This is a genomic window from Streptomyces sp. DH12 (assembly GCF_020873895.1).
Taxonomy (GTDB): Bacteria; Actinomycetota; Actinomycetes; order Streptomycetales; family Streptomycetaceae; genus Streptomyces.
This window is the reverse complement of record NZ_JAHWGT010000018.1, coordinates 26,330-51,778: the sequence shown is the minus strand read 5'-3', so window position 1 is coordinate 51,778 and position 25,449 is coordinate 26,330. Positions and strand designations below refer to the sequence as shown.

The window sequence follows — 25,449 nt, the reverse complement described above, 5'->3', positions numbered from 1 at the left end:
CGTCACCCGACGACCGCCGCGCGCACGCACAGCACGTCCGGGAGGTGCGCCGCCAGCAGCCGCCAGCTGTCGCCGTCGTCGGCGCTCGCGTACACCTCGCCGTTGCGGTTGCCGAAGTAGACGCCCGCCGGGTCGGCGCCGTCGACGCACATCGCGTCGCGCAGCACCGTCCCGTGATGGTCGCCCTCCGGCAGACCGCGCGACAGGGCCTCCCAGCTGCCGCCCGCGTCCCGCGTGCGGTAGACGCGGCACCGGCGGCCGGCCGGCACGCGGTCGACGTCCGCGGTGATCGGGAAGACGTACGCGGTGTCGGCGTGGCGGGGGTGCGCCACGGCGGCGAAGCCGAAGTCGGAGGGCAGCCCCTCCCCGATGTCCGTCCACGAGACGCCGGAGTCGTCGCTGCGGTACACGCCGCAGTGGTTCTGGAGGTAGAGCCGGTCGGGGTCGCCCGCGTCCTGGGCGATCTTGTGCACGCACTGGCCGAACGCGGGGTGCGGGTCGGGCAGGAACACCGCCGACACCCCGGTGTTCGAGGGGGACCAGGTGCCGCCGCCGTCCACCGTGCGGAACACCCCGGCGGCCGACACCGCGACCGTCACGGCGTCCGGGTCGCGCGGGTCGGTGACGACCGTGTGCACGGCCTCCCCGCCGCCGCCGGGCTGCCACCGCGACCGTGTCGGGTGCTCCCACAACGGCCGCACCAGCTCGAACGTCTCGCCCTCGTCCTCCGAGCGGAACAGCGCGGCCGGCTCCGTCCCCGCGTACACCACGCCGGGCGCGGCCGGCCCGGCCGGGTGCAACTGCCAGACCCGCTCCAGGGACGCCCCCGTGTCCTGCGGGAAGCGCACCGCGGGCCGCGCGGGCTCGGTCCAGGTGGCGCCCAGGTCGTCGGAGTGGAAGACGGACGGCCCCCAGTGCGCGCTGTCCGCGCCGACCAGCAGCCGGGGCGTCGGGCGGCGCAGGTCGACACCGATCGCGTAGACGGCCTGCGCGGGGAAGAAGGGCCCCTGGAACTCCCAGGCGCCGTCGTGGCGGCGGGCGGTGAACAGGCCCTTGCGGGTGCCCACGGTCAGCAGTACGTCGGTCATGGCCGACACCTCCAGGACGCCGTTGTCGCGGATACGGGCCAGTGTGCACCCGCCCACCGACAACGGCCGCCGGAGCGGCCGCCGCGCGGGTCGGCGCCGACCCACGCGGGGCGCCGCCGCGCCGCCGCGCCGCCGCGCCGCCGCTCAGCGGTCCGCGGCCGCGGCGGCGAGCAGCCCCGGCCAGTCCGGGATCTTCACCGGGCCCCGGCCGAGGGCGCGGCCCAGCGCCGTCTCGGCCTCCTCGATGGACAGCCAGCCCGGCCACTCGACCGGCCGGAGCCCCCACGCCCGCAGCGCGCCGACCGGATCGCCGGCCACCGACCGCCGTGCCAGCAGCGGGGCGTCCGCCAGCAGCGACGCGGCCGTCTCCTTGGCGCACGGCCGGTTCGTCCCGATCACCCCGCTCGGTCCGCGCTTGATCCACCCGGCCACGTACTCGCCGGGGGACGGCACCCCGTCGCGCAGGACCCGGCCGGCCGCGTGCGGGACCGTGCCGCGTGCCGGGTCGAACGGCAGCCCCTCGGGCGGCGCGCCCCGGTAGCCGACCGCGCGGAGCACCAGCCCCGCCGCGATGTCCTCGTACACCCCCGTGCCCCGCACGCCGCCCGCCCCGTCCGGCACCGTCCGTTCGAAGCGGACCGCGGTGACCCGGCCGGCGCCGCCGAGCACCTCCACCGGGCGCAGGAAGAACCGCAGCCGCACGGTGCGGACCGCGCCGGGCGGGTCCGGTCGCGCCGCCGCCCACGCGCGGACGACCTCGACGTTGCGCCGGTTCACCGCCGGCAGCCCGGACGGGTCCGCGTACGCCGGGTCGAGCGCCAGGTCAGCGGGGTCCACGGCGACCCGAGCCGAGGGCAGCGCCCCCAGCTCCCGCAGCTCCTTCGTGGTGAACCGGGCCTGCGACGGGCCGCGCCGCCCCACCACGTGCACCTCGCGCACCCCGCTCCCCGACAGCGCGTCCAGGACGCCCCGCGGCACGTCGGTGGGACGCAGCTCGTCCGATCCGCGGGCCAGGATCCGCGCCACGTCGACGGCGACGTTGCCGACGCCGACCACCACCGCCGAGGGCCCCTCCAACGGGAACGCGAACGCGGCGGCGTCCGGGTGGGCGCTGTACCAGGAGACGAAGTCGGTGGCCGAGCAGCTGCCGGCCAGGTCCTCGCCGGGTATCCCGAGCCGCCGGTCCCGCGCCGCGCCCACGCAGTACACGACGGCGTGGTACAGCTCCAGCAGCCGGGCCGGGGCGACGCCGCCCGGCCCGACGGGGACGTTGCCGAGGAACCCGATCCGCTCGTGCTCCAGCACCGCGCGCAGGCTGCCCTGGAGGGACTTGATCTTCTCGTGGTCCGGGGCGACGCCGTAGCGCACCAGGCCGTACGGGCAGGGCAGCCGGTCCAGCACGTGCACGCGGACGCCCGGCACCAGCGTCTGGTCGACCAGCGACTGGGCGGTGTACACCCCGCTGGGACCCGAACCGACCACGGCGACACGCAGCACGCCCGGCTCCTTCCCGCCGCCCCCGACCGGAGACCTCCAGCATCCCACCGGGGGAGGCCCGGGGCCCAGTGGCCGGAGGCCGGTCGGCGGGACACCCCCTAGGTCCTGTCCGGAAAGTCCCGCCTGGGTCGCGGCGCCCGGCACGCACGCTCGCCGCGTTGCCGGGGTGCCCGAGTGGCTCCGCCACGAGGGCACCCCGGCGCCTCGCGATCGCACGCACCGGACGCCGCGGCCCCTGCCCTCCGGGCAGACGGCGCTCCTTTCCGGACAGGACCTAGGGCCGCCCGCCCGCCGGTGGCGCGCCGAGTTCCCAGTCCAGTCCGTACCGCTGGAACAGCTCCGCGCGCAGCCGCGCGAGCGGCATCGGGGCGCCCGGGAGGAGGACGGCGAAGACCGCGCCCATCAGCAGGGCCCGCAGCAGCGGGTAGTCGGCGTCCACGTCCCGTGAGCCGTACCGCCGCACGGTGTCCCGCAGCAGGGCCGCCAGCCGCTGCTGCTCCGGGCAGCGCACGAACCCCTCGGCCTGGAGGATCCCCGCCATGTGGGTGCGCATCAGCAGCGGCTGCTCCACCGCGAGGCCGAGGACGGCGTCGATGGCCCGCGCGAGCCGCTCACGGCCGTCCTCGGTGGCCGGTTCGCGCTCCAGGGCCGCCGCCAGGGTGCGGTGCATCAGCCGGTGCACCGCCGACTGGAGGAGGTGGCGCTTGCCGGGGAAGTAGTACGACACCAGGCCACGCGCCGAACCGGCCCGGTCGGCGATGTCCGCGAGCGTCGTCGCCTCGTATCCGCGCTCGGCCACGAGTTCGACCGTCGCCTGCAGGAGCCGTTCCCTGGACCGCCGCCTGAGTTCTTCGTTGACCGATGCGCTCCGCGGGGACATGCTTGACTCCTGCGTTGACTGGCTCCGAGCCAATATACTCAGAGCGTCCTCGCCGACACACAGCGCGTCGTCGGCCGGGGGATGTGTCATGCGGACCGGGCGACGCGGGGGATCGCCCGGTCCGTGTCGGCACGCGTCCGCGGCGCCCGGGGCCGGGCGCGCCGTCCGTACGGTCGGGGCCGGGGCGCCTCCGCGCCCGCCGGACCGGACGCCCGCGGCGTGCCCGGCCGCGGGCGGCCGTCAGGGCGCTTCCAGCCTTCTGAGGGTCGGGCCGCGCCGCTCGTACAGGACCACCGCCACGGCCGCCAGGCAGCCGCCCAGCAGCCAGCCGCCGACCACGTCCGAGAACCAGTGCACGCCCAGGTACATCCGGGTCAGGCCGACGCCGAGCGTCGACACCGCCCCGAGCACCACCACCGCCCGCACCGTCACGGCGCCGGCCGTCCGGGCCGCTACCCACCACAGCAGCCCCCACACGAGGGCCGCCGTCATGGCGTGCCCGGAGGGGAAGGCCGCGAACTCCGCCGAGTCGACCGGGTCCGGCCACCGCGGCCGCTCCCGGTCCACCAGCGCCTTCAACGACTGCTGCACCAGCGCCGCCGCGCCGCACGCCAGCAGCAGCCAGCGGGCGACGCCCCGCTCACCGCGCCGCCACAGCGCGGCCACCACCGCGAAGAGCAGGAGTCGCAGCGTCCACGGGTCCCACACCCAGTCCGTCAGGACGCGCGTCACCCGCACGCCGAGGGGACGGCGCACCGCGTCGGCGTGCAGTCCCTCGGCGACCGCCCGGTCGAGGGCCATCAGGGGTTCCCACGCGACCGCCACCACCACCAGCGCCGCCACGCCCGCCGCCCCGCAGCCCGCCGCGACGGCGTGGAGCAGCGGCGTACGGAGCGGGCGGCCGGTCGGTGGGGAGTTCGTGGGGGGTCGCATGGGACGATCCTGCCCGGCGAACCACCGGTCAGACGTGTCCCGCACCGATCAGGTGAGCGCGCTCAACCCCGGCGCGAGCGCCACCAGCAGGGGTACCGCCGGTACCAGCGCGGCCGCCGCCGTGAGCCGCAGCCGGCGCCCCGGGGTGAGCCGCGGCGCGGCGGTCAGCAGCCGGTTCACCCGCTGCGGCACGTGCGTGTGGTGGGGCGTCGGGCAGGGCCCGAAGACTCCCCGGTCCTCGTTGAGCCCGACCAGGGCCAGCGCGATCGTCAGCCGGCCGAACCGCTTCGACGCCGAGTCGTCGGCGGCCAGCTCCACCAGCCGGTGCATCTCCGCCCGGAAGGCCGCGAAGACCGGGACGCGCGGGAACCCCTCGGCCAGCGCGGCGGCGCAGTGCAGCAGCCAGTCGTGGCGGGCGCGGGCGTGGCCCTGCTCGTGGGCGAGCACCGCGTCCAGCTGGCGGCCCTTCAGGCGCCGCAACGCGGCCGTCGTGATCAGCAGTTGGGGTCGCGTCCCCGGCAGCCACCAGGCGCCCGGCCGGTCGCCTTCCAGCAGGACCAGCGGCCCCGTGCCCCTCTCCTCGCCGGGCAGCAGCGGGGCCCGCACCAGGAGCTCCGCGCGCTGCCGCCGCCGGCGGGCCCGCGCGCCGCGCACCTCGCGGGTCAGCATCGCCCCGGTCCACAGCCCGCCACACGCCAGGAGCACCGCGAGCGTCCCCGACCAGGGGCCGAGCGCCCCCAGCGCGTACGCCTCCACCACCGCGGCCGGCGCCGTTGCGAACACGTGGCCCCGTACCGCCTGCCACGCGGCGGCCGCGCTGAACGTCATCGACAGCGCGAAGCTCAGCAGCACCGCCGCCACCGCGCACTGCCACACCCACAGGGCCACGATCGGCTCCCGCTCGGGCCAGTCGGCCCGCGCGAGCAGGCGCGGGGCCACGACGGCGACCAGGACGCCGAGCGCGAGCAACGCGAGGGAGACCCACATACCGTCAGCCTATGAGCGCGGCGGCGCCCATCGGGGCGCCACGGGGGCGAAGTGACGCACGCCACGGTTTCGAGCGCTACTCGACGCGCCCCGGGCGGGTGCGGTCGGAGCGGGTGGCACCGGGTGCGGCGGGTGGGGCCGTCGGGCGGGGCGGGTGCCGTGGCCGGCCGGGTCGGCGGTCATCCGGCGCCGAGCATCGCCACCATGGCGACCGCCGTCACGATCCGGCACGCCTGCACCACCCCTGACGCGTCGGCCTCCCGCCCCCCACCGGTCACCGCCACGTGCCCGGCACCGCGGCCCGCCGCCGGGAGGGCGAGCGGGCGGGGCGCGTCCACGGCCTGGGCCTCCACGGCCTGCGCCTCCACGGGCTGCGCCTCCGGGGGCACCAGCCGCGTCCCCGCGCGCAGGGCCCACACCGCGTGGTACGCCAGCAGCGCACCCGTCACCGCGGGCAGGCCGCCGCCCGCGTGCCCCGCGTGGTGCGCCGCGCCCGCCACGGCCGCCGGCGCGGCGACCGGCACCGCCATGTAGACCATCGCCACCGACCCGACCAGGTGGTGGGCGTACCGGCCGGGCCCGCGGCCCATGCCCATCGCCATCCTCCACAGGGCCCGCGCCGCCGCCGCACCGAACACCGCCGCGTACCCCGCCCACGCCCACCGCGGCGGGGGGAGGACCGCCGCCGGCACCGCCATCGTCGCCATGCCCAGAGCCATGACGGCCTCGCCGCCCGCCCCCGCGCGGCGGGCCGCCGCCGACCGCACCGCCCGTGCCAGGCAGGAGAGGCCCGCCACCCCGCACACCGCCACCAGCAGCCACTGCGCCACAGCGGACAGGTCCACGGCCACCCCCTGGCTCGACCCGGGCCGGAACGGACACGGCTGTCGGGACGATGCCCGCCGCGGGCGGGGCGTACGCGGGCGCAGAGGCTTGCGCGGGGGCGCGTTAGGCTCGGCGGGCGAACCGCGCACCGAGGGGAGACCGCTCACGATGGACACCGCACCGCTCCAGGACGCACCGGAGACCTTCCGCGACGCCGTCGAGGCGGACGTCCCCGCGCTCGTCGCCCTCGTCGAGTCCGCCTACCGAGGTGACGCCAGCCGGGCGGGCTGGACCACGGAGGCCGACATCCTGGACGGGCAGCGCACCGACCCCGAGGGCGTGCGCCAGGTCATCGCGGCACCCGGCTCGCGGCTGCTGCTGACCGAGCGCGGCGGCGACCTCGTCGCCTGCTGCCAGCTCGAACAGCGCGGGGACACCGCGTACTTCGGCATGTTCGCCGTCCGCCCCGGCCTCCAGGGCGGCGGGCTCGGCCGGCGGGTCCTCGGCGAGGCCGAGCGGCTGGCCCGCGACGAGTGGGGCGCACGCGAGATGCACATGACGGTCATCTCGGTGCGCGAGGAGCTCATCGCCTGGTACGAGCGGCGCGGCTACCGCCGTACGGGCCGCACCAGCCCGTTCCCGTACGGCGACGAGCGCTTCGGCGTGCCGCGCCGGCCCGACCTGTGCTTCGAGCTGCTGGTCAAGGAGCTGGGCTGACCCCGCCGCCCCCGGCCCCGTCGGCGGCCCCGCCGGTCGGGGCCGCGGCGGCGGGCTCGGGGCGGAAGTCCAGCCGTCCGTCCGCGACGTCCACGGCGACCCGGCCGCCGGCCGCGAGCCGCCCGTCGAGCAGCAGCCGCGACAGCTCGTTGTCCACCTCGCGCTGGATCGTGCGGCGCAGCGGCCGGGCGCCGTACTCCGGCTCGTAGCCCCGCCGGGCAAGCCAGTCGACGGCCTCCGGGGCGAAGTCGACCGTCACGTGCTGGGCCCGCAGGCGGCGGCGGGTCTCCTCCAGCAGCAGGTCCGTGATCTGCCGCAGCTGGCCCTCCGCGAGGCGGCGGAAGACGACGATCTCGTCGATGCGGTTGAGGAACTCGGGGCGGAAGTGCTCGCGCAGCGGTCGCAGCACCCGGTCGCGGTCCACGCCGCCGTCGGACGAGGAGTCCGCGCCGAACCCGAGGACGCCGCGGCCCGAGCCGATCGCCTCCGAGCCGAGGTTGCTCGTCATGACGATGACGGTGTTCTTGAAGTCGACGGTGCGGCCCTGCGCGTCGGTCAGCCGGCCGTCGTCGAGCACCTGGAGCAGGATGTTGAAGACGTCGGGGTGGGCCTTCTCCACCTCGTCGAGGAGGAGCAGGGAGTACGGGTGGCGGCGCACCGCCTCCGTGAGCTGCCCGGCCTCCTCGTGGCCGACGTACCCGGGCGGGGCGCCCACCAGGCGGCTGACGGTGTGCCGCTCCTGGAACTCGCTCATGTCCAGCCGCACCATGCGCTCCTCGCTGCCGAACAGGGCGTCCGCCAGGGCGCGCGCCAGTTCGGTCTTGCCGACGCCGGTCGGCCCGAGGAAGAGGAAGCTGCCGATCGGCCGGCGCGGGTCGGCGAGGCCGGCGCGTGAGCGCAGGACGGCCTCGGAGACCGCGCGCACCGCCTCGTCCTGGCCGATGACCCGCTCCCGCAGGTGCTGCTCCAGGCCCAGCAGCCGGTCCTTCTCCTCCTGCGTGAGCCGGCTGACCGGGATGCCCGTCTGGCGGCTGACGACCTGCGCGACGTCCTCGGCGGTGACCTCCAGCACGCGGTCGTCGCGCATGACCGGCGCGTCCAGGCCCGCCTTGACGCGGGCCTGCAGCTCCTGGAGCCGGTCGCGCAGCTCGGTCGCCCGCTCGTACTGCTCGGCGGCGACGGCCTGGTCCTTGTCGCGGGTCAGCCGCTCGACCTCCCGCTCCAGGGCGCGCACGTCGGTGTCCCGGGACCGCGAGCGCAGCCGCACCCGGGCCCCGGCCTGGTCGATCAGGTCGATCGCCTTGTCGGGCAGGAACCGCTCGGTGAGGTAGCGGTCCGACAGCTCGACGGCGGCGTCGAGGGCGTCGTCGGTGTAGCGGACCTGGTGGTGCGCCTCGTACCGGTCGCGCAGCCCGCGCAGGATCTCCAGCGCGTCCCCCGGGCTCGGCTCGGGGACGAGGATCGGCTGGAAGCGCCGGGCGAGCGCCGCGTCCTTCTCGACGTACCTGCGGTACTCCTCCAGCGTGGTCGCGCCGATGACGTGCAGCTCGCCGCGGGCCAGAGCCGGCTTGAGGATGTTGCCGGCGTCCATGGAGCCGCCCTCGCCGCCACCGCCCCCGCCGCCGGCCCCGACGACCGTGTGCAGTTCGTCGAGGAAGAGGACGAGCTCGCCCGAGTGCGTCCGCACTTCCTCGATGATCGCCGTCATGCGCTCCTCGAAGTCGCCGCGGTAGCGGGTGCCGGCGACGACGCTCGTCATGTCGAGGGCGACGACCCGGCGGCCCCGCAGCGAGTCGGGCACGTCGTCATCGGCGATGCGCTGGGCGAGGCCCTCGACGACGGCGGTCTTGCCGACGCCCGCGTCGCCGATGAGGACCGGGTTGTTCTTGCCGCGCCGGGAGAGCACCTCGACGGTCTGCTCGATCTCCTGCTCGCGGCCGATGACCGGGTCGATGCGGCCGGCCCGGGCGATGTCGGTGAGGTCGCGTCCGTACTTGTCGAGGGTCGGCGTCCCCCGCTGCGGCGCGGGGCGCTGGTCGGCGGCGGTGTTCTCCCACCCGCCGGACGGGCCGCCGGAGGGGGAGGGGGAGCGCGAGGGCGGACCCGGGACGGACCCCGGGTCGAAGCGTGCGGCGCGCAGGATGCGGCCGGCCGCGGAGTCGGGGTTGGCGGCCAGCGCCGCGAGCACGTGCTCGGGCCCGATGTAGGAGGCGCCGATGTGCCGCGCCAGGTCGTGCGCGTCCAGCAGGGCGCGCTTGACGGCGGGCGTGACGGCGATCCGGGACTGCGGCGGCCCCTCCCCGGCGGTGCGGTCGATCTCCGCGGCGAGCTCGTCCGGGTCGGCGCCCGCCCGTACGACCAGGTCGCGTGTCGGCTCCGTCTCCAGCGCGGCCCGCAGCAGGTGCTCGGTCTCCAGGTCCGCGCTGCCGTGCTCGGCCGCGTACGAGGCCGCGTCGTCCACCATGCGGCGGGCGGGTTCGCTCATCATCCGGGCGATGTCGATGTACCGGGGGCCACGGCGGGCCGCCGACGAGGCGGGGGTGCCTCCGAACAGGCGGCCGAGGAACTCGCTGAACGGGTCCGGGCCGAAGCCCTCGGCTCCGAGGAAACCATTGCTCATGTGACCGCCCCTGTCGCGTCCGTCCGTGTGCGTCCCTGTCCTCTCGGGACCCCGCCGGCGGCACCGGCAGAATCCAGCACGCGGGTTCCCACCGGCATGCCGGTTACACCTGGGGCGGGAGGGGCCCGAGGTATGGCGGGGGAGCGGCGGGACGAGGGAGGGAGGGGCGGGGACGGAAGGGGGCGGGGCGGAAGGGCGCACGGTGCGGAGGCGGCGGCGACCCGGCGGCGGCTCCGCGCCGGGTCGCGGGACGGGGCTGGTGCGGATGGCGGTGCTGTGCGGCGGGTCGGGCGGGCGCCGGTGCGTCAGGCGAGGAAGCGCCCGGTGCGCCGGATCTCCGGGTAGTCCGTCGTCACCCCGTCCAGCTCCAGGGCGCGGGCCAGCCGCAGGTGCTGAGGGGTGTTGACGACCCAGCCGATGAGCCGCAGTCCGGCGGCGCGGGCCAGGTCCGCCGTCTCCAGGTCGAGGCGGCGGATGTCCAGCGCCAGCGCGCCCGCGCCGGCCGCGCGGGCGCGCTCGGCGATGTCCGGGCCCCACTCCTCGGCGACCAGGACCGTCCGCGCCCCCGGCACCAGGCGGCCCACCTCGGCGACGGCCTCGTCGTGGAACGACGACACCTCGACGCGGTCCGCCAGGTCGCGGCGGAGCATCAGCTCGGCCAGGACCCGGGCGGCGGCCACGTCCTTGATCTCCGCCTGGATCGGCGAGCGCACCGCCGCCAGCACCTCGTCGAGGACCGGGACGCGCTCGCCCCGCCCGGCGTCGAGGCCGCGCAGCTCGGCGAGGGTCAGCTCGGCGACCGGCCCGCTCCCGTCCGTGGTGCGGTCCACCTCGGCGTCGTGCATGACGACGAGCGCGCCGTCCTTGCTCAGGTGCAGGTCCAGTTCGATGGCGTCCATGCCCGCACGCTCCGCGCGGACGAAGGACCTCAGGGTGTTCTCGGGCTCGACGCCCATCACTCCGCGATGACCGATGGTGAGGAAACTCAAGGTTCTCTCGCTTCCGTCGACGGCGGATCCCGCGCGGATCGGCTGCCCGCGCGGCCCGTTCGCAGCGTAATCGCCCGGCTGCGTGGTGGAAGCCTCCCTGCGGGAGACGGTCCGACCCGGCCCGTTCCCGACCCCGTCGCCGGCCCGGCCGTCCACCGCCCGTCGGCCCGCGACCGAACCGAGCGCCCCGGCCGCCTCGAACGGGAAAATTGGCGGTCTCAAGGGGGGTCGGGCAGGATAATTTACGTCAGCGCCCCTTGTGGCGGGTATCCGCGGATGTATACGGTGCCTTGACGCGAGGTTCTCCTGTGGAGGAAGTGAAATGACGGAAATTCTTGTGCAGGACGTAGCCGGTGGAGCCCTGTCCACCGACCCGAGGGTGGTCGACCACCCTGCCTGGGCCCGGCTCAAGAATGCCGTGGAGGAGATCCGCGGATGGCAGTCCGCGGACGGTTCCATCGACTTCGACGCCGAGGACGCCCCGGCCCGCGCGGACGCCGACACCGCGCTCGACCGGATCACGGCGGCCGTCGGGGAGCTGTCCCCGCTCCTGCCGCACGGCGCCGACTACCACCGCGCCCTCCTCGCCGACCTGCGCAAGTGGGCCGCCGGCGGCTACGGCGTGCCGGACTTCCTGGACTCCCTGCTGGCCTTCCAGCCCGCCGCCGAGCGCGTGGACGGCCGCCAGCACCTCGTGGTCTTCCCCATGTACACGCAGAACGGCAACCCGGACCGCAACCTCGAGGCGGTCGTTTTGCGGATGGTCTGGCCCGAGTGGCTCGCCGAGCTGGAGGCCACCCGCTACGACAACCCGCTCTTCTGCGGCATCACCTTCGAGGACTTCACCGCCGGCTACGACACCAACTCCGCCGTCCTCTTCCCCGAGACCGTCGCCGTGCGCGAGGCGCCGGAGCGGTTCACCTGGGGCGGCATCTTCTGCGACCGCGAGGCCGCCCGCTTCCGCCGCGTCACCGAGGCCGCCGTCGAGGTCCTGGGCGTGGAGCTGCCCGAGGACATCCGCCGGATGCTCGGAGACCAGGCGCGCTGCGAGCAGGCGTTCGTCCTGTGGGACATGGTCCACGACCGCGCCCACAGCCACGGCGACCTGCCCTTCGACCCGTTCATGATCAAGCAGCGCCAGCCGTTCTGGATGTACGGCCTGGAGGAGCTGCGCTGCGACCTCACCGCCTTCAAGGAGGCCGTGCGACTGGAGGCCGAGGGCCACCCCCACGGCCGCGACGTCCAGTACGCCGTGCTCTTCGACCGGATGTTCCGCTTCCCGGTCACCGGCGACCGCGTGCGCAACTACGACGGCCTCGGCGGCCAGCTGCTCTTCGCGTACCTGCACAAGCACGACGTGATCCGCTGGACCGACAACACCCTCCACATCGACTGGCGGCGCGCGCCCGAGGTCACCAACCGGCTCTGCGGCGAGATCGAGCAGCTCTACCGCGACGGCATCGACCGGCCCAAGCTGGTCCACTGGTTCGCCGCGTACGACTTCGTCTCCACCTACCTTGCCCCGCACCCCGGCTCCCGCTGGGCCAAGGGCCCCGACGCGCTGGACGTGACCCAGCCGCCGCGCCGGCTCGTCGACGACGTGCTGCCGGACGAGTTCCCGCTCAGCATGTTCTACGAGGCCCTCGCCAAGAAGCTGAAGTCCGTGATCGCCTCCACCAAGGGCATCACCGCCGCGGACGTCGAGGGGACCGCCGCGTGAGCGCGGACGGCACGCAGGGTAGGACCGGGACGTCCGGAACGCAGACGCAGGAGGCAGGGACCATGACCACTGACGGGAACGGCGCGGCGCTCGACGGAGCCGTCGTCGCGGTCGCCGGGGCGGCCGGCCCGGCCGGGCGCGCCGCCGTACTGCGGCTCGCCGCCGCCGGCGCGACCGTCGTCGCCGCCGACGCCGACGCCGGCCGCCTCGCGGACGCCGTCGACGCGGCCCGCTCCGCGCACGGCGACGCCGCCGTCGCCGGCGAGACCGTCGACCTGCTCGACCCGGCGGCCACCCGCGCCTGGGCGGCGCGCACCGAGGAGGAGTTCGGGCGGATCGACGGACTCGTCCACCTCGTCGGCGGCTGGCGCGGCGGGAAGACCTTCGCCGACACCGACCTCGCCGACTGGGACGTGCTGGACAAGCTCCTCGTCCGCACCGTGCAGCACACCTCCCTCGCCTTCCACGAGGCGCTGCGGCGCAGCGACCGCGGCCGGTACGTCCTCGTCAGCCAGTCCGGGGCCAGCAGCCCCACCGAGGGCAACGCCGCGTACGCCGCCGCCAAGGCCGCCGCCGAGGCGTGGACCCTCGCCCTCGGCGACGCCTTCCGCAAGGCGGGCGGCGAGGACGGCCCGACGGCCGCGGCTACGATCCTGGTGATCAAGGCACTGGTGCACGACGCGATGCGCGCCGAGCGCCCGAACGCGAAGTTCGCGGGCTTCACCGACGTCACGGACCTGGCCGATGCCATCGCCGGCGTCTGGGACCGGCCCGCCCAGGATGTGAATGGACAGCGCCTGTGGCTGACCCCCAAGCCGTGACCCCGGCCCTCCCGACCCGTACCGACGCGCGCCGCCACCACGACCCGTCGGTGCGCGGCTTCGCCAGCGACAACTACGCCGGGGTCCACCCGGAGATCCTGGCGGCGATAGCCCTGGCCAACGGCGGCCACCAGGTGGCGTACGGCGAGGACGAGTACACCGACCACCTCCAGCGGGTCATCCACAGCCACTTCGGCCCCACCGCCGAGGCGTTCCCGGTGTTCAACGGCACCGGCGCCAACGTCACCGCCCTCCAGGCGCTCACCGACCGGTGGGGCGCGGTGATCTGCGCCGAGAGCGCCCACATCAACGTGGACGAAGGCGGCGCGCCCGAGCGCATGGCGGGGCTCAAGCTGCTCACCGTGCCCACGCCGGACGGCAAGCTCACCCCCGAGCTGATCGACCGGCAGGCGTTCGGCTGGGACGACGAGCACCGGGCCATGCCGCAGGTGGTGTCCCTCGCCCAGAACAGCGAGCTGGGCACCGTCTACACGCCCGACGAGATGCGGGCGATCGTCGAGCACGCCCACGGGCTGGGCATGAAGGTGCACGTCGACGGCGCGCGGCTGGCCAACGCGGCCGCCTCGCTGAACGTGCCGATGCGCGCGTTCACCAACGCCGTCGGCGTGGACGTGCTGTCGCTCGGCGGTACCAAGAACGGCATGCTCTTCGGCGAGGCCGTCGTCGTCCTCGACCCGGACGCCGGCCGGCACATGAAGCACCTGCGCAAGATGTCCATGCAGCTCGCCTCGAAGATGCGCTTCCTGTCGGTGCAGTTCGAGGCGCTGCTCTCCAAGGACCTGTGGCTGCGCAACGCCCGGCACGCCAACGCCATGGCGCAGCGGCTCGCCGAGGGCGTCCGCGCGGTCGACGGCGTGGAGATCCTCCACCCCGTCCAGGCCAACGCCGTCTTCGCGCGGCTGCCGCACGAGGCGACGCTCCGCCTCCAGCAGCGCTTCCGGTTCTACTTCTGGAACGAGGCGGCCGGCGACGTGCGCTGGATGTGCTCCTTCGACACCACGGAGGACGACGTGGACGCGTTCGTCCTGGCACTGAAGGAGGAGATGGCCCGCTAGGGGGTGTCTCGTCGGGGGAGTCCCGCCCGGCCCCTGCCCTCCGGGCGGACGGCGCTGCTCACCGGACACGACCCGTGCCTTCCCCCGGTACGACGAAAGCGGCCGGCCGGGACGTCACATGACGTCCCGGCCGGCCGCTCCCGTCGTGCGGTCGTGCGGTCGCGCCGGGGTGGCTAGCGCAGCTCCGCCGGGGAGGGCGCCGTGCCGCCGAGGTGCGCCGGGATCCACCAGGTGTCCTCCGCGTCCCGGGGGCGCACCGGATAGGCGCGCTGCGCCGCCTCCAGCAGCTCCTGCACCCGTTCGCGCAGCCGTCGGGTGAGGGCCCCGGCGTACTGGTCGGACGGGGCCTCCATGGGCGCGCCGACGCGGATCGTCACCGGGATGTGGCTGCGCTTGAAGTTGCGCGGGCGCCCCTTGGTCCACAGCCGCTGCGTCCCCCACAGCGCCATCGGGATCAACGGCACGCCGGCCTCCTGCGCCAGCCGCGCCGCACCCGACTTGAAGCCCTTCAGCGTGAACGACTGCGAGATGGTCGCCTCCGGGAACACGCCCACGATCTCGCCGGAGCGCAGCGAGTCCAGGGCGTGCCGGTAGGCCGCCTCGCCCTGCTCCCGGTCGACCGGGATGTGCTTCATGCCCCGCATCAGCGGCCCGGAGATCCGGTGGCGGAACACCGAGTCCTTGGCCATGAACCGGACCAGGCGCTTCTGGGGGAGCGCCGCGAGGCCGGTGAAGATGAAGTCGAGGTAGCTGATGTGGTTGCTGACCAGCACCGCGCCGCCGGTGCGGGGGATGTTCTCCGAACCCTGAACGTCGATCTTGAGGTCGAGCGCCTTGAACATCGTGAGCGCGGCGCCGACGACCGGCCGATAGACGAGTTCTGCCATCTGGAGAACACCCTTCTCTTCATCCACGTCCGGGGAGGGTTCTCCCGGCGGAAGTTACGCAGCCGTAGGTTTTCGGCCCGGGGCCGATGCTGCCCCATGAGCAGCGCCCAGGCCAGCCCGGACGGGCGTCAAGGACCGTAAACCGGGCGAGATACTCGTCACGTCCCCGCCGCGCGGGGAGACCGCGGGAATCCGCCCGGCCGCACGGGAGCTGTACGGACCTGTACGGGGCGGAACGACACGACGGAGGCGGGCACGGTGGCAGTGGGCGGCGACGCGCGGGAGCACGGCGGAGGGGCACCCGACGACCGGGCCCTGGGCCCGGCGGAGTTGGGCTCCCCCCTGGGGGAGCGGGCCACGCTCGTGCACTTCTCGACGGCCTTCTGCCAGCCCTGCCGGGCGACCCGCCGGATCCTCGCCGACGTGGCGGGCATGGTCCCGGGGGTCGCGCACGTCGAGGTGGACGCCGAGCGCGACCTCGCCCTCGTCCGCGCGCTTGGTGTCACCGCCACTCCCACCGTGCTCGTCCTGGACGCCGCCGGCCGCGTCGTGCGCCGGGGCGCCGGGCAGCCGCGGCGGGCCGACGTGATCGCGGCGCTGGGCCGCGCCCTCGACGTACCCACCGACACGCCACCCGAACCCGCCGGGGCCCCGGCGGACCCCGCCTACCCCGCTGACCGGCCGTGATGCGCGTCCCATTGCCCCGCGCGGCCTTGACGGCGGCGGACGACGCTCGTCAGGCTGGCGCCGTGGCGTACGAACTCCTTCTCCACGGGCGGGTCCACGTCGACCTCGCCCGCAACGCGAGCGCGCTCTGTCCCGGTGTCTGATCGACGACGGACCGCCGACCGGCACGCACGCCTGACGCAGAAGGACAACTCCATGGCCACCTCCGCACCCGCCGCCCCCGCCCGATCCGCCGCGCCCGCCGACGCCGGCGGGCCGGAGCTGCTGCGCTCCGCCTTCCGCCGGCACGCCGCGGGCGTCGCGGTGGTCACCGCCCCGGGCGGCGCGGCGCACGGCGGGCCCGTCGGGTTCACCGCCAGCTCCCTCACCTCCGTCTCCGCCGACCCGCCGCTGCTGTCGTTCGGCATCGGCACCGGGTCGTCGAGCTGGCCCGCCGTCTCCGCGGCCACCCACGTCGGCGTGCACCTGCTCGGCGAACAGCAGCACGAGTTGGCCGCGACGTTCGCGCGCAGCGGCGCCGACCGCTTCGCCGCCCCGACCCGCTGGCGGACCGGGCCCGAGGGCGTCCCGCTGCTGGAGGGCGTCCTGGTGTGGCTGGTGTGCCGGATCGTGGGCCGCGTCCCGGCGGGGGACCACCGCATCGTCGTCGCGGAGGTCGTCGGCGGCGACCCCGCGGCCCGCGCGGGCCGTCCCCTCCTGTACCACCACGGCCGCTTCAACGCTCTGCGGGACTGAGAAGTCCCGGTTACTCAGCGTTGGCAAGGTCACAGTGCAAAGCGCTTGCTCAGCGGGAAGGCTCCCGGTGTACTGACGAGTAATATTTCGTTGCGGGGCGGCCGCCCCGAGCGGAAACCGCCCCATCAGGCGCCTATGCTGCGTGCAACAAGGCAGCCCAGTAATGACGATGCAGTAGGAGAGCCGGCGTGAGCTTGAGGATCGTTGTCTGTGTGAAGTACGTGCCCGACGCCACCGGCGACCGGCACTTCGCCGATGACCTGACCGTCGACCGCGACGACGTCGACGGCCTGCTCTCGGAACTGGACGAGTACGCGGTCGAGCAGGCGCTCCAGATCGCCGACGAGGCCGACGACGCGGAGGTCACCGTCCTCACCGTCGGCCCCGAGGACGCCAAGGACGCCCTGCGCAAGGCGCTGTCGATGGGCGCCGACAAGGCCGTCCACGTCGAGGACGACGAGCTGCACGGCACCGACGTCATGGGTACCTCGCTGGTGCTCGCCAAGGCCGTCGAGAAGACCGGTTACGACCTGGTCATCTGCGGCATGGCCTCCACCGACGGCACCATGGGCGTGCTGCCGGCCCTCCTCGCCGAGCGCCTGGGCGTCCCGCAGGTGACCCTGCTCTCCGAGGTCTCCGTCGAGGGCGGGACGGTCAAGGGCCGCCGCGACGGCGACGCCGCGACCGAGCAGCTGGAGGCCTCCCTCCCGGCCGTCGTGTCCGTGACCGACCAGTCGGGCGAGGCGCGCTACCCGTCCTTCAAGGGCATCATGGCCGCCAAGAAGAAGCCGGTGGAGTCCCTGGACCTCGACGACCTGGACATCGACGCCGACGAGGTCGGCCTCGAGGGCTCCTGGACGAAGGTCGACTCCGCGGCGGAGCGCCCGGCCCGCACGGCCGGCACGATCGTCAAGGACGAGGGCGAGGGCGGCAAGCAGCTGGCCGAGTTCCTCGCGGGCCAGAAGTTCATCTAGGGCTCGCGCAGAGCCACTGACCGCCCCATAGACTTCGCATTCGCAGGAGAGCAATCCCATGGCTGAAGTTCTCGTCTACGTCGACCACGTGGACGGCTCCGTCCGCAAGCCCACCCTGGAGCTGCTGACGCTCGCGCGCCGCATCGGCGAGCCCGTGGCCGTCGCCCTCGGCGCCGGCGCCGAGGCCACCGCCGCCACGCTCGCCGAGCACGGCGCGACCCGCGTCCTCACGGCCGACGCCGCCGAGTTCGCCGACTACCTCGTCGTCCCGAAGGTGGACGCGCTGCAGGCCGCGTACGAGGCCGTGTCCGCCGCGGGCCCCCTCGCCGCCGTGCTCGTCCCGTCCTCCGCCGAGGGCAAGGAGGTCGCGGCCCGCCTCGCGCTCCGCATCGGCTCGGGCCTCATCACCGACGCCATCGACCTGGAGGCCGGTGACGAGGGCCCGGTCGCGACGCAGTCGGTGTTCGCCGCCGCGTTCACCACCAAGTCCCGCGTCAGCAAGGGCACCCCGGTCATCACGGTCAAGCCGAACTCGGCCCCCGTCGAGGCCGCCGCGGCCGCGGGTGCCGTCGAGGCGCTCACGGTCTCCTTCTCCGAGAAGGCCACCGGCACCAAGGTCGTCTCCCGCACCCCGCGCGAGTCGACCGGCCGCCCCGAGCTGACCGAGGCCGCGATCGTGGTCTCCGGCGGCCGCGGTGTCAACGGCGCCGAGAACTTCGCCCTCATCGAGGGCCTCGCCGACTCGCTCGGCGCGGCCGTCGGCGCCTCCCGCGCCGCCGTCGACGCCGGCTGGTACCCGCACACCAGCCAGGTCGGCCAGACCGGCAAGTCGGTCTCGCCGCAGCTGTACGTCGCCACCGGCATCTCGGGCGCCATCCAGCACCGCGCCGGCATGCAGACCTCGAAGACCATCGTGGCCATCAACAAGGACCCCGAGGCCCCGATCTTCGACCTGGTCGACTACGGCGTGGTCGGCGACCTCTTCGAGGTCGTCCCGCAGCTCACCGAGGAGATCAAGACCCGCAAGGGCTGACCTGCCACGTCTTCACGGCTCCGGGGCCGCGCGGTGTTTCCCACCGCGCGGCCCCGCGCCGTTCCGGGACACCATTGACGCAGCTCAGCCGCCCCGGATAACTTCACCATACGGATTACCGATTCCGGGAAGCGGAAATCGCTCGGTCATCGCCGCACAGTCGCTCACAGGTGGAGGGTCACGGGTCATGGGTCAGCAGGAGCAGGTGGCGACAAGCCTCGCCGGCGCGGTCAGCGAGGGCGTGAGCGCCTCCCTCGCCTCGGTGGACGCGGAGCTCGCCCGCCGCTACCCCGGCGACCCCGGCACCCGCCAGCCCGTCCACACCGTCTACGTCCCCGGCGACGCCTACGCCGCCGACACCATCCGCTCCTGGGGCGACCAGGCCCTCGCGGCGCTCGACGAGCACGCCCCGGACGCCGCCTCCCTCGCCGCCGTCCTCGGCCTGCCCGACGAGCTGGCCGGGCCCGTCCACGACCGGGTACGGGCCAAGCTGGAGCGCGAGCCCGTCGAGGACCTGCGCATCGACTTCGAGGACGGCTACGGCGGCCGCACCGACGCCGACGAGGACCGCGACGCCGCCCGCGCCGCCCGCCTGGTCGCCGAGGCGTACGAGAACGGCACCGCCGCGCCGTACATGGGCATCCGCATGAAGTGCATGGAGGCCGCGGTACGCGACCGGGGCATCCGCACCCTCGACGTCTTCCTCACCGGCCTCATGGACGCGGGCGGCCTGCCCGACGGCCTCGTCCTCACGCTCCCCAAGGTCACCTATCCCGAGCAGGTGGCGGCGATGGTGCGGCTCCTGGAGGAGTTCGAGAAGGCACGGGGCCTGGAGCCCGGCCGCGTCGGCTTCGAGATCCAGATCGAGACCAGCCAGGCCATCCTCGGCGCCGACGGCACCGCCACGGTCGCCCGCATGATCGACGCCGCGGGCGGCCGCGCCACCGGCCTGCACTACGGCACCTTCGACTACAGCGCCTGCCTCGGCGTCTCCGCCGCCCACCAGGCGAGCGACCACCCCGCCGCCGACCACGCGAAGGCGGTCATGCAGGTCGCCGCCGCCGGCACCGGGGTACGCGTCTCCGACGGCTCCACCAACGTCCTGCCCGTCGGCCCCACCGCGAAGGTGCACGACGCCTGGCGCCTCCACTACGGCCTCACCCGCCGCGCCCTGGCCCGTGCCTACTACCAGGGCTGGGACATGCACCCCGGGCACCTGCCCACCCGGTACGCAGCCGTCTTCGCCTTCTACCGCGAGGGCTACGAGCAGGCCGCCGCGCGCCTCGCCGCGTACGCCGGCCACGCGGGCGGCGACGTCATGGACGAACCCGCCACCGCCAAGGCGCTCAGCTCGTACCTGCTGCGCGGCGTCGACTGCGGCGCCCTCGACGCGGCCGAGGTCGCCCGCCTCACCGGCCTCACCCGCGCGGACCTGGACGGCTTCGCCGCCCCGCGGCGCGGCGACCTCACGGCGACCAACCCGCAGTGACGGTGACGGGACCGGCGTGACGCCCGGCGGGGGCGGCCTGCGGCGGGGGCGCCGCCCCGGGTGGCCTGCTTCGGTCGGCCCGCGCGCGGCCGGCCTGCTTCGGCCTCGGCCCGCGTGCGGTGGCCCGCCTGGAGTGGCCCGCGTGCGGCGGCCCCGTCCGCGGTGCCGGGCGGCGGTGACCCGGCGGTGACGGTCTCGCGGCGGGGCCGTCACCCCTGCCCCGTACCCTGTACGCGTCCACCACGCGACGAGGAACGGGGCAGCGGTTGTCTACGGGGGAACACCAACTGATCGCCGGCCGGTACAGGCCGGTGCGGCAGCTCGGACGGGGCGGCATGGGCGTCGTCTGGCGCGCCGTCGACGAGGTGCTGGGCCGCGAGGTGGCCGTCAAGGAGTTGCGCACCTACACCGACTCGTCCGGCCCCGAGCTGGCCGAGCTGCGCGTGCGGATGCAGCGCGAGGCACGCGCCGCCGCCCGCGTCCGCCACCCCGGGGTCATCGCCGTCCACGACATCGCCGAGCACGAGGGCCGCCCGGTCATCGTCATGGAGCTGGTCGAGGGGCCCTCGCTCGCCGACGTGCTCGCCGAGCGCGGCATCATGGAGCCGCGCGAGGCCGCCCGCGTCGGCGCGGAGGTCCTGGAGGCCCTCGCCGCCGCCCACCGGGTCGGCGTCCTGCACCGCGACGTGAAGCCGGGCAACGTCCTGCTGGACCACACGGGGCGGGTCGTCCTCACCGACTTCGGCATCGCCGCGATGGAGGACCCCGACGACGGCTCCGCCACGCACCTCACGCGCAGTGGCGAACTCGTCGGATCCCTCGACTACCTGGCGCCCGAGCGCGCCCAGGGCCAGGAGCCCGGCCCGGCCTCCGACGTGTGGGCGCTCGGCGCGACCCTCTACGCGGCGGTGGAGGGCGCCTCGCCCTTCCGCCGCACCTCGACGTGGTCGACGCTCACCGCCATCGTCGCCGAGCCCCTGCCCGAGCCGCGCGGCGCGGGCCCCCTCGCCCCGGTGCTGCGGCAGCTGATGGCCAAGGACCCGGCCCACCGCCCCGACGCCGCCACGGCCGCCCGCCTCCTCGGCGAGGTGGCGGACGGAGCGGGCGGGCCCGGAGCGTACGGGTCGACGGAGCACACGGTGCCGCCCCCGCAGGGCTTCGGCCCGCCGCCGCAGGGCACGCACGGCGCGCAGGGCCCGCATGCGCCGCAGGGCCATGCCGGGACCGGCGTCGGCGTCGGCGGCTCCGGCAACGGCTTCGGTGCCCCCGCGCCCGGTGCCGGCCCCGCTACGGGACCGGTGCCGGGCGCGGGCGCGGGACCGGCGGCCGGGGCGGGGCACCCCGGCTTCGGCGCCCCCGGTCACGGGGCGGGGCGCCCCGGCGGGTTCGGCGGGCCGACCCCTCTCCCCGGCCACGCCCCGGCCACGCCCGGAGGGGACGGGCCCGGCGGCCCCGGCGTCGCCGACCCCGGCCGCGCGGCCACGACCGTGACGCGTTCGCGCTCCCGCGGCGGCCGGTCGCGCACCGTGGTCGCCGCGGCGGTGGCCGCCGTCGTCCTCGCGGGCGGTGGCGTGACGTACGCCCTGATGGACCGCGAGGACGCGCCGCAGGGCGGCCAGGCCCTCACCGGCGGCCAGGTCTCCGCCGCCCCGACCTCCTCCGTCGACGACGACGGCATGCCGCTGGCCCCGGCCGCCGACGCGTCCCCGTCCGCGAGCGGTTCGCCGAGCAGCGCGCCGAGGCCCTCCCCGTCGAAGAGCGGCTCGCCCTCCCCGTCACGGACGAAGCCCGCCCCCCGCCCCGGTACCGGCTCCGACAGCGGCGGCGCCGACGGCGGTACGGCCGGCGGGACCGCCGCGAGCGGGTCGGCGGGCGGCTCGACCGGCGCCACCACCGGCGGGTCGACGACGGGCGGCGGCTCCGCCACCACCGGCGGGAGCGGCGGCCAGGCACCGGTCTGCCACTCCATCGGAGGCGGCAAGTACAACTGCACCGTGTGGCGCACCGCCACCTCCCACCGGAGCGACGGCAGCCAGGCCGGCGTCCTCAACGCCGGCACCAACTACTTCTACTGCCAGGCCGACCTGGGCCGCCGCGAGACCCACGGCGAGTGGACCAACGTCTGGTGGGCGAAGACCGACGACGACAGCGGCAACACCGGCGTCTGGGTCAGCGACGTGTACATCCGGGGCGGCGACAACGACGCCCCGCTGCCCGGCCTCCCGCACTGCTGACCCAGCTGCCCGCCGCCCGCCCGCCCGCTCACCCGACTGGTGGGCGGGCGGGCGGCGGCGGAGCCCGGCACCGTACGGCCCGGCCCGGCCGCGCGCACGGCCGGCTTCCGGCGGGTGCGGCGGTACGGAGGAACGGGCGCGTACGGCGGCTGTACGGGTCAGGCGGGCGGGACCTCGCCCGAACCGCGGACGATCAGCGTCGTCGGCAGCTCGATCCGCTCGGGCGCCTCGGGGAGCCCTTCGAGGCGGCGGAAGAGCCGTTCCGCCGCCGTGCGGCCCAGCGCGGCGGCGTCCTGGGCGACGACCGTGATCCCGAGCAGGTCAGCCAGCTCGATGTCGTCGAAGCCCACCAGCGCGACCGGCCGCGCACGCCCGGACAGCTCCCGCACGGCGGTCACCGTCACCCGGTTGTTGCCCGCGAAGAGGGCCGTGACCGGTTCGGGCCCGTCCACCATCGCCGCGACCGCCTCGCGGACGCGCGCGGGACCGGTGGAGCCGAGCGACACCCACGCGTCGTCGACCGGCAGCCCCGCGTCCTCCATCGCCGCGCGGTAGCCGCGCAGCCGCTCCACGGCGGTGTGGATGCGCGGCTGGTCGCCGATGAACCCGATCCGCCGGTGGCCGTGGGCGACGAGGTGCGCCACGCCCTCGCGGGCGCCGCCGAAGCTGTCCGTCAGCACCGCGTCCGCGTCGATCCGCCCCGCCGGCCGGTCCACGAAGACGGTGGCGACGCCCGCCCGCATCTCCGGCTCCAGGTAGCGGTGGTCGTCGCCCGCCGGGATCACCATGAGTCCGTCCACGCGGCGCGCGCACAGGGCGAGCGCCAGCTCCCGTTCGCGGTCCGGGTCCTCGGCGCTCGACCCGTTGATGAGCAGCGCGCCGTGGGCCCGGGCGACCTCCTCAACGGCCCGGCTCAGCGGCCCGTAGAAGGGGTCGGCGAGGTCCTCCAGGACCAGGCCGACCGACGCGGTGCGGCCCTTGCGCAGTACCCGCGCGCTGTCGTTGCGGCGGAACCCGAGCGCCTCGATGGCCTCCAGCACGCGGCGCTCGGTGTCGGCGGTGACGCCCGGCTCGCCGTTCACCACCCGTGAGACCGTCTTGAGCCCGACTCCCGCCCGGGCGGCGACGTCCTTCATGGTGGGCCGGTTGCCGTAGCGGTGGTCGGGGCGGCGGGCGGTCTCGGCCACGGTGTGCGGCTCCTGTCGGGTCGGGCGCGGGGGCGCGGGTGCGGGTGCGCGGTGGGCGCGGGGGCTGTCGGGTCCGGCGGAAGGGAGTGTGGCGTCGAGCATAGGGCCTGGACAACGTTGTCATCGGCGATGAGACTGATCCGAGCAGCGGACGGGCCGCGGGTCCGACGACGTCACGGGGGAGCCGACAGCGATGCACGTGGAACCGCGGGGCCATGCCCCGACCGAAATCCCCACCCCGCCTGCCACCCCGCTTCCGCCCGCGCCCGTGTCCGAGCCTCCGACCGCGCTCGCGGCCGGGTCCCCGACGGGGGCGCCGCCCGGTCCGGCCGACGGCCTCGTCGCCGCCCTCGACATCGGCGGTACGAAGATCGCGGGCGCGCTGGTGGACGACGGCGGCCGGATCCTCGTCCGGGCGCGGCGCCCGACGCCGGCAGGTGAGGACGGCGAGACCGTGATGGCGGCCGTCGCCGAGGTCCTGGCCGAACTGGCCGGCTCGCCGCTGTGGGCGAGGGCCCGCGCCGTCGGCATCGGCAGCGCCGGTCCGGTCGACGCGTCGGCGGGCACCGTCAGCCCGGTCAACGTGCCCGGCTGGCGCGGGTACCCGCTGGTCGAGCGGGTCCGGGCGGCCGTCGGCGGCCTCCCGGTCGAGCTGGTCGGCGACGGCGTCGCCATGACGGCCGCCGAGCACTGGCGGGGCGCCGCCCGAGGTCACGACGACGCCCTGTGCCTCGTCGTCTCGACCGGCGTGGGCGGGGGGCTCGTCCTCGGCGGACGGCTGCACCCCGGCCCCACCGGGAACGCCGGTCACATCGGCCACATCAGTGTGGAACTGGACGGGGACCCCTGCCCTTGCGGCGGGCGCGGCTGCGTCGAACGGATCGCCAGCGGGCCGAACATCGCCCGCCGCGCCCTGGCGCTGGGCTGGCGCCCCGGACCGGACGGCGACGCGACGGCGACCGGCGTCGCCGTGGCGGCACGCGCGGGCGACCCGGTGGCCCGCGCCTCCTACGAGCGTGCCGCCCGGGCCCTGGCGGCCGGGATCGCGGCGACGGCGGCGCTGGTGGAGGTGCGCATCGCGGTGGTCGGCGGGGGAGTGGCGGGCGCCGGCGAGGTGCTGTTCGCGCCGCTGCGGCGGGCGCTGCGGGAGTACGCCACCCTGTCGTTCGTACGGGACCTGGCGGTCGTGCCCGCGTCGACCGGCACGGACGCGGGCCTGCTGGGCGCGGCGGCGGCGACGTTCGGCCCCCGGCCGAGGGTGACGGCCCGGCGCTGAGGGGGCCGCCACTGAGGGGCCCGGCGCTGAGGGGCGCCGCGCTGAGCGACGCGCCGCTGACGGGCGCCGCGCTGAGGGACGCGCCGCTGACGGGCGCCGCGCTGAGGGACGCGCCGCTGACGGGCGCCGCGCTGAGGGACGCGCCGCTGACGGGCGCCGCGCTGAGGGACGCGCCGCTGACGGGCGCCGCGCTGAGGGACGCTGTGCCGAGCGACGCCGGACTGGGCGATGCGCCGCTGAGGGACGCTGTGCCGAGCGACGCGCCCGCCTCGGGCCCCCGCGCTCACGCGGCGGGGAAGCGCCGCACGTACCGCTTCTGCCACGGGGTCTCCACGGCGCGCGGGTGGTATCCGCGCCGTACGAACTCCACCGCCCGCTCCGGCGGGACGCCGTCCAGGACGGCCAGGCAGGCCAGTGCCGTCCCGGTCCTCCCGCGGCCCCCGCCGCAGGCCACCTCCACGCGCTCGGTCTCCGCCCGCGCCCACGCCTCGGCGAGCACGTCCCGTGCCTCCGCCCGGTCGGCGGGCAACCGGAAGTCCGGCCACCGCAGCCACCGGGACTCCCACGGCAGCTCCGGCGGCCGCTCGCCGAGGAGGTACACCCCGTACTGCGGTACCGGCCCACCCGGCGACGGCCGGCGCAACCCCCGCCCGCGCACCAGCCGCCCGGAAGGCAGCCGCAGCACACCCGGCCCACCTTCCTCCCACGCCCCCGCGACACCGCCACGCGCCTCACCCACGCCGTTCACGCCTCTCGCCCCCCCTTCTTCCACCGCACCACACGGCACGCGGGCG

At 75.7% G+C, this 25,449-nt stretch carries 23 protein-coding genes; 12 read left to right on the top strand and 11 right to left on the bottom strand.

The window, feature by feature from the left end; genetic code table 11:
• Positions 1–2: 2 nt before the first annotated feature.
• The 6 genes from LPA54_RS18155 to LPA54_RS18130 all read right to left on the bottom strand — a co-directional run bounded on the left by LPA54_RS18155 (position 3) and on the right by LPA54_RS18130 (position 6,230).
• The gene (locus LPA54_RS18155) at positions 3–1,088 is read right to left on the bottom strand and encodes a sialidase family protein (RefSeq protein WP_228978969.1); all 1,086 of its coding nucleotides are present in this window, start codon (positions 1,086–1,088) and stop codon (positions 3–5) included.
• A 144-nt stretch (positions 1,089–1,232) separates the two neighbouring features.
• On the bottom strand, positions 1,233–2,585 hold the full coding sequence (locus LPA54_RS18150) for an FAD-dependent oxidoreductase (protein WP_228978966.1): 1,353 nt from the start codon (positions 2,583–2,585) through the stop codon (positions 1,233–1,235).
• Positions 2,586–2,859: 274 nt separating this feature from the next.
• On the bottom strand, positions 2,860–3,465 hold the full coding sequence (locus tag LPA54_RS18145; protein WP_228978964.1) for a TetR/AcrR family transcriptional regulator: 606 nt from the start codon (positions 3,463–3,465) through the stop codon (positions 2,860–2,862).
• A gap of 240 nt (positions 3,466–3,705) precedes the next feature.
• On the bottom strand, positions 3,706–4,398 hold the full coding sequence (locus tag LPA54_RS18140) for a phosphatase PAP2 family protein (protein ID WP_228978963.1): 693 nt from the start codon (positions 4,396–4,398) through the stop codon (positions 3,706–3,708).
• A 48-nt stretch (positions 4,399–4,446) separates the two neighbouring features.
• A complete protein-coding gene (locus LPA54_RS18135) occupies positions 4,447–5,385 on the bottom strand; it encodes a M56 family metallopeptidase (RefSeq protein WP_228978960.1) in 939 nt (312 codons plus the stop codon).
• 179 nt (positions 5,386–5,564) lie between these two features.
• The gene (locus LPA54_RS18130; protein WP_228978957.1) at positions 5,565–6,230 is read right to left on the bottom strand and encodes a DUF5134 domain-containing protein; all 666 of its coding nucleotides are present in this window, start codon (positions 6,228–6,230) and stop codon (positions 5,565–5,567) included.
• Positions 6,231–6,378: 148 nt separating this feature from the next.
• On the opposite strand from LPA54_RS18130, the gene LPA54_RS18125 reads away from it, so the two are divergent.
• Positions 6,379–6,927 (top strand): GNAT family N-acetyltransferase, encoded by a 549-nt coding sequence (locus LPA54_RS18125; protein WP_228978956.1) that lies wholly within the window; start codon positions 6,379–6,381, stop codon positions 6,925–6,927.
• Here LPA54_RS18125 and LPA54_RS18120 read toward each other — a convergent pair.
• Positions 6,911–9,547, bottom strand: a complete 2,637-nt coding sequence (locus LPA54_RS18120; protein WP_228978954.1) for an ATP-dependent Clp protease ATP-binding subunit — start codon at positions 9,545–9,547, stop codon at positions 6,911–6,913. The two genes, LPA54_RS18125 and LPA54_RS18120, sit on opposite strands and share 17 nt — an antisense overlap.
• Before the next feature lie 305 nt (positions 9,548–9,852).
• Entirely contained in the window at positions 9,853–10,536 is a 684-nt protein-coding gene (locus tag LPA54_RS18115; RefSeq protein ID WP_228978952.1) for a glycerophosphodiester phosphodiesterase family protein, read from the bottom strand.
• A 322-nt stretch (positions 10,537–10,858) separates the two neighbouring features.
• On the opposite strand from LPA54_RS18115, the gene LPA54_RS18110 reads away from it, so the two are divergent.
• From LPA54_RS18110 to LPA54_RS18100, 3 genes are all read left to right on the top strand, one after another.
• Complete coding sequence (locus LPA54_RS18110; RefSeq protein ID WP_228978950.1) at positions 10,859–12,256, top strand: DUF6421 family protein; 1,398 nt, start codon at positions 10,859–10,861, stop codon at positions 12,254–12,256.
• Positions 12,257–12,318: 62 nt separating this feature from the next.
• Complete coding sequence (locus LPA54_RS18105) at positions 12,319–13,077, top strand: SDR family NAD(P)-dependent oxidoreductase (protein WP_228978948.1); 759 nt, start codon at positions 12,319–12,321, stop codon at positions 13,075–13,077.
• Positions 13,074–14,153 (top strand): low specificity L-threonine aldolase, encoded by a 1,080-nt coding sequence (locus tag LPA54_RS18100; protein WP_228979165.1) that lies wholly within the window; start codon positions 13,074–13,076, stop codon positions 14,151–14,153. Before LPA54_RS18105 ends, LPA54_RS18100 begins: the two co-directional genes overlap by 4 nt.
• Positions 14,154–14,326: 173 nt before the next feature.
• Here LPA54_RS18100 and LPA54_RS18095 read toward each other — a convergent pair whose 3' ends face one another.
• A complete protein-coding gene (locus LPA54_RS18095) occupies positions 14,327–15,040 on the bottom strand; it encodes a 1-acyl-sn-glycerol-3-phosphate acyltransferase (protein ID WP_228978946.1) in 714 nt (237 codons plus the stop codon).
• Positions 15,041–15,298: 258 nt separating this feature from the next.
• On the opposite strand from LPA54_RS18095, the gene LPA54_RS18090 reads away from it, so the two are divergent.
• The 7 genes from LPA54_RS18090 (at position 15,299) to LPA54_RS18065 (ending at position 22,192) form a co-directional block, all read left to right on the top strand.
• Complete coding sequence (locus LPA54_RS18090; RefSeq protein ID WP_228978945.1) at positions 15,299–15,727, top strand: thioredoxin family protein; 429 nt, start codon at positions 15,299–15,301, stop codon at positions 15,725–15,727.
• Positions 15,727–15,870, top strand: a complete 144-nt coding sequence (locus tag LPA54_RS43045) for a putative leader peptide (RefSeq protein ID WP_368857871.1) — start codon at positions 15,727–15,729, stop codon at positions 15,868–15,870. Before LPA54_RS18090 ends, LPA54_RS43045 begins: the two co-directional genes overlap by 1 nt.
• A 52-nt stretch (positions 15,871–15,922) precedes the next feature.
• Positions 15,923–16,462: a flavin reductase family protein gene (locus LPA54_RS18085; protein ID WP_228978943.1), complete on the top strand. Its 540-nt coding sequence runs from the start codon at positions 15,923–15,925 to the stop codon at positions 16,460–16,462.
• A 188-nt stretch (positions 16,463–16,650) separates the two neighbouring features.
• Complete coding sequence (locus LPA54_RS18080; protein ID WP_228978941.1) at positions 16,651–17,436, top strand: electron transfer flavoprotein subunit beta/FixA family protein; 786 nt, start codon at positions 16,651–16,653, stop codon at positions 17,434–17,436.
• Positions 17,437–17,494: 58 nt separating this feature from the next.
• The gene (locus LPA54_RS18075) at positions 17,495–18,469 is read left to right on the top strand and encodes an electron transfer flavoprotein subunit alpha/FixB family protein (protein WP_228978940.1); all 975 of its coding nucleotides are present in this window, start codon (positions 17,495–17,497) and stop codon (positions 18,467–18,469) included.
• 187 nt (positions 18,470–18,656) lie between these two features.
• A complete protein-coding gene (locus LPA54_RS18070; protein WP_228978938.1) occupies positions 18,657–19,958 on the top strand; it encodes an aldolase/citrate lyase family protein in 1,302 nt (433 codons plus the stop codon).
• Between the two features lie 266 nt (positions 19,959–20,224).
• On the top strand, positions 20,225–22,192 hold the full coding sequence (locus LPA54_RS18065) for a serine/threonine-protein kinase (RefSeq protein ID WP_228978935.1): 1,968 nt from the start codon (positions 20,225–20,227) through the stop codon (positions 22,190–22,192).
• 158 nt (positions 22,193–22,350) lie between these two features.
• Here the strand turns inward: LPA54_RS18065 and LPA54_RS18060 are convergent, their stop codons facing one another.
• Positions 22,351–23,328 carry a LacI family DNA-binding transcriptional regulator gene (locus tag LPA54_RS18060; RefSeq protein ID WP_228979163.1) on the bottom strand — a complete coding sequence of 326 codons (978 nt, stop codon included), beginning with the start codon at positions 23,326–23,328 and terminating at the stop codon, positions 22,351–22,353.
• Positions 23,329–23,734: 406 nt separating this feature from the next.
• Between LPA54_RS18060 and LPA54_RS18055 the strand changes: the two genes are divergently transcribed.
• Positions 23,735–24,655: an ROK family protein gene (locus tag LPA54_RS18055; RefSeq protein ID WP_228979160.1), complete on the top strand. Its 921-nt coding sequence runs from the start codon at positions 23,735–23,737 to the stop codon at positions 24,653–24,655.
• A gap of 283 nt (positions 24,656–24,938) precedes the next feature.
• Here the strand turns inward: LPA54_RS18055 and LPA54_RS18050 are convergent, their stop codons facing one another.
• Positions 24,939–25,340, bottom strand: coding sequence for a protein-tyrosine phosphatase family protein (locus LPA54_RS18050; RefSeq protein ID WP_228978934.1), 402 nt, complete (start codon positions 25,338–25,340; stop codon positions 24,939–24,941).
• Between the last annotated feature and the right edge of the window lie 109 nt (positions 25,341–25,449).

Coding starts and splice junctions, on each gene's coding strand:
- LPA54_RS18155 (WP_228978969.1), bottom strand. CDS start 1,088: ATGACCGACGTACTGCTGACCGTGGGCACCCGCAAGGGCCTGTTCACC.
- LPA54_RS18145 (WP_228978964.1), bottom strand. CDS start 3,465: ATGTCCCCGCGGAGCGCATCGGTCAACGAAGAACTCAGGCGGCGGTCC.
- LPA54_RS18140 (WP_228978963.1), bottom strand. CDS start 4,398: ATGCGACCCCCCACGAACTCCCCACCGACCGGCCGCCCGCTCCGTACG.
- LPA54_RS18135 (WP_228978960.1), bottom strand. CDS start 5,385: ATGTGGGTCTCCCTCGCGTTGCTCGCGCTCGGCGTCCTGGTCGCCGTC.
- LPA54_RS18125 (WP_228978956.1), top strand. CDS start 6,379: ATGGACACCGCACCGCTCCAGGACGCACCGGAGACCTTCCGCGACGCC.
- LPA54_RS18120 (WP_228978954.1), bottom strand. CDS start 9,547: ATGAGCAATGGTTTCCTCGGAGCCGAGGGCTTCGGCCCGGACCCGTTC.
- LPA54_RS18110 (WP_228978950.1), top strand. CDS start 10,859: ATGACGGAAATTCTTGTGCAGGACGTAGCCGGTGGAGCCCTGTCCACC.
- LPA54_RS18105 (WP_228978948.1), top strand. CDS start 12,319: ATGACCACTGACGGGAACGGCGCGGCGCTCGACGGAGCCGTCGTCGCG.
- LPA54_RS18095 (WP_228978946.1), bottom strand. CDS start 15,040: ATGGCAGAACTCGTCTATCGGCCGGTCGTCGGCGCCGCGCTCACGATG.
- LPA54_RS43045 (WP_368857871.1), top strand. CDS start 15,727: ATGCGCGTCCCATTGCCCCGCGCGGCCTTGACGGCGGCGGACGACGCT.
- LPA54_RS18085 (WP_228978943.1), top strand. CDS start 15,923: ATGGCCACCTCCGCACCCGCCGCCCCCGCCCGATCCGCCGCGCCCGCC.
- LPA54_RS18075 (WP_228978940.1), top strand. CDS start 17,495: ATGGCTGAAGTTCTCGTCTACGTCGACCACGTGGACGGCTCCGTCCGC.
- LPA54_RS18070 (WP_228978938.1), top strand. CDS start 18,657: ATGGGTCAGCAGGAGCAGGTGGCGACAAGCCTCGCCGGCGCGGTCAGC.
- LPA54_RS18060 (WP_228979163.1), bottom strand. CDS start 23,328: ATGAAGGACGTCGCCGCCCGGGCGGGAGTCGGGCTCAAGACGGTCTCA.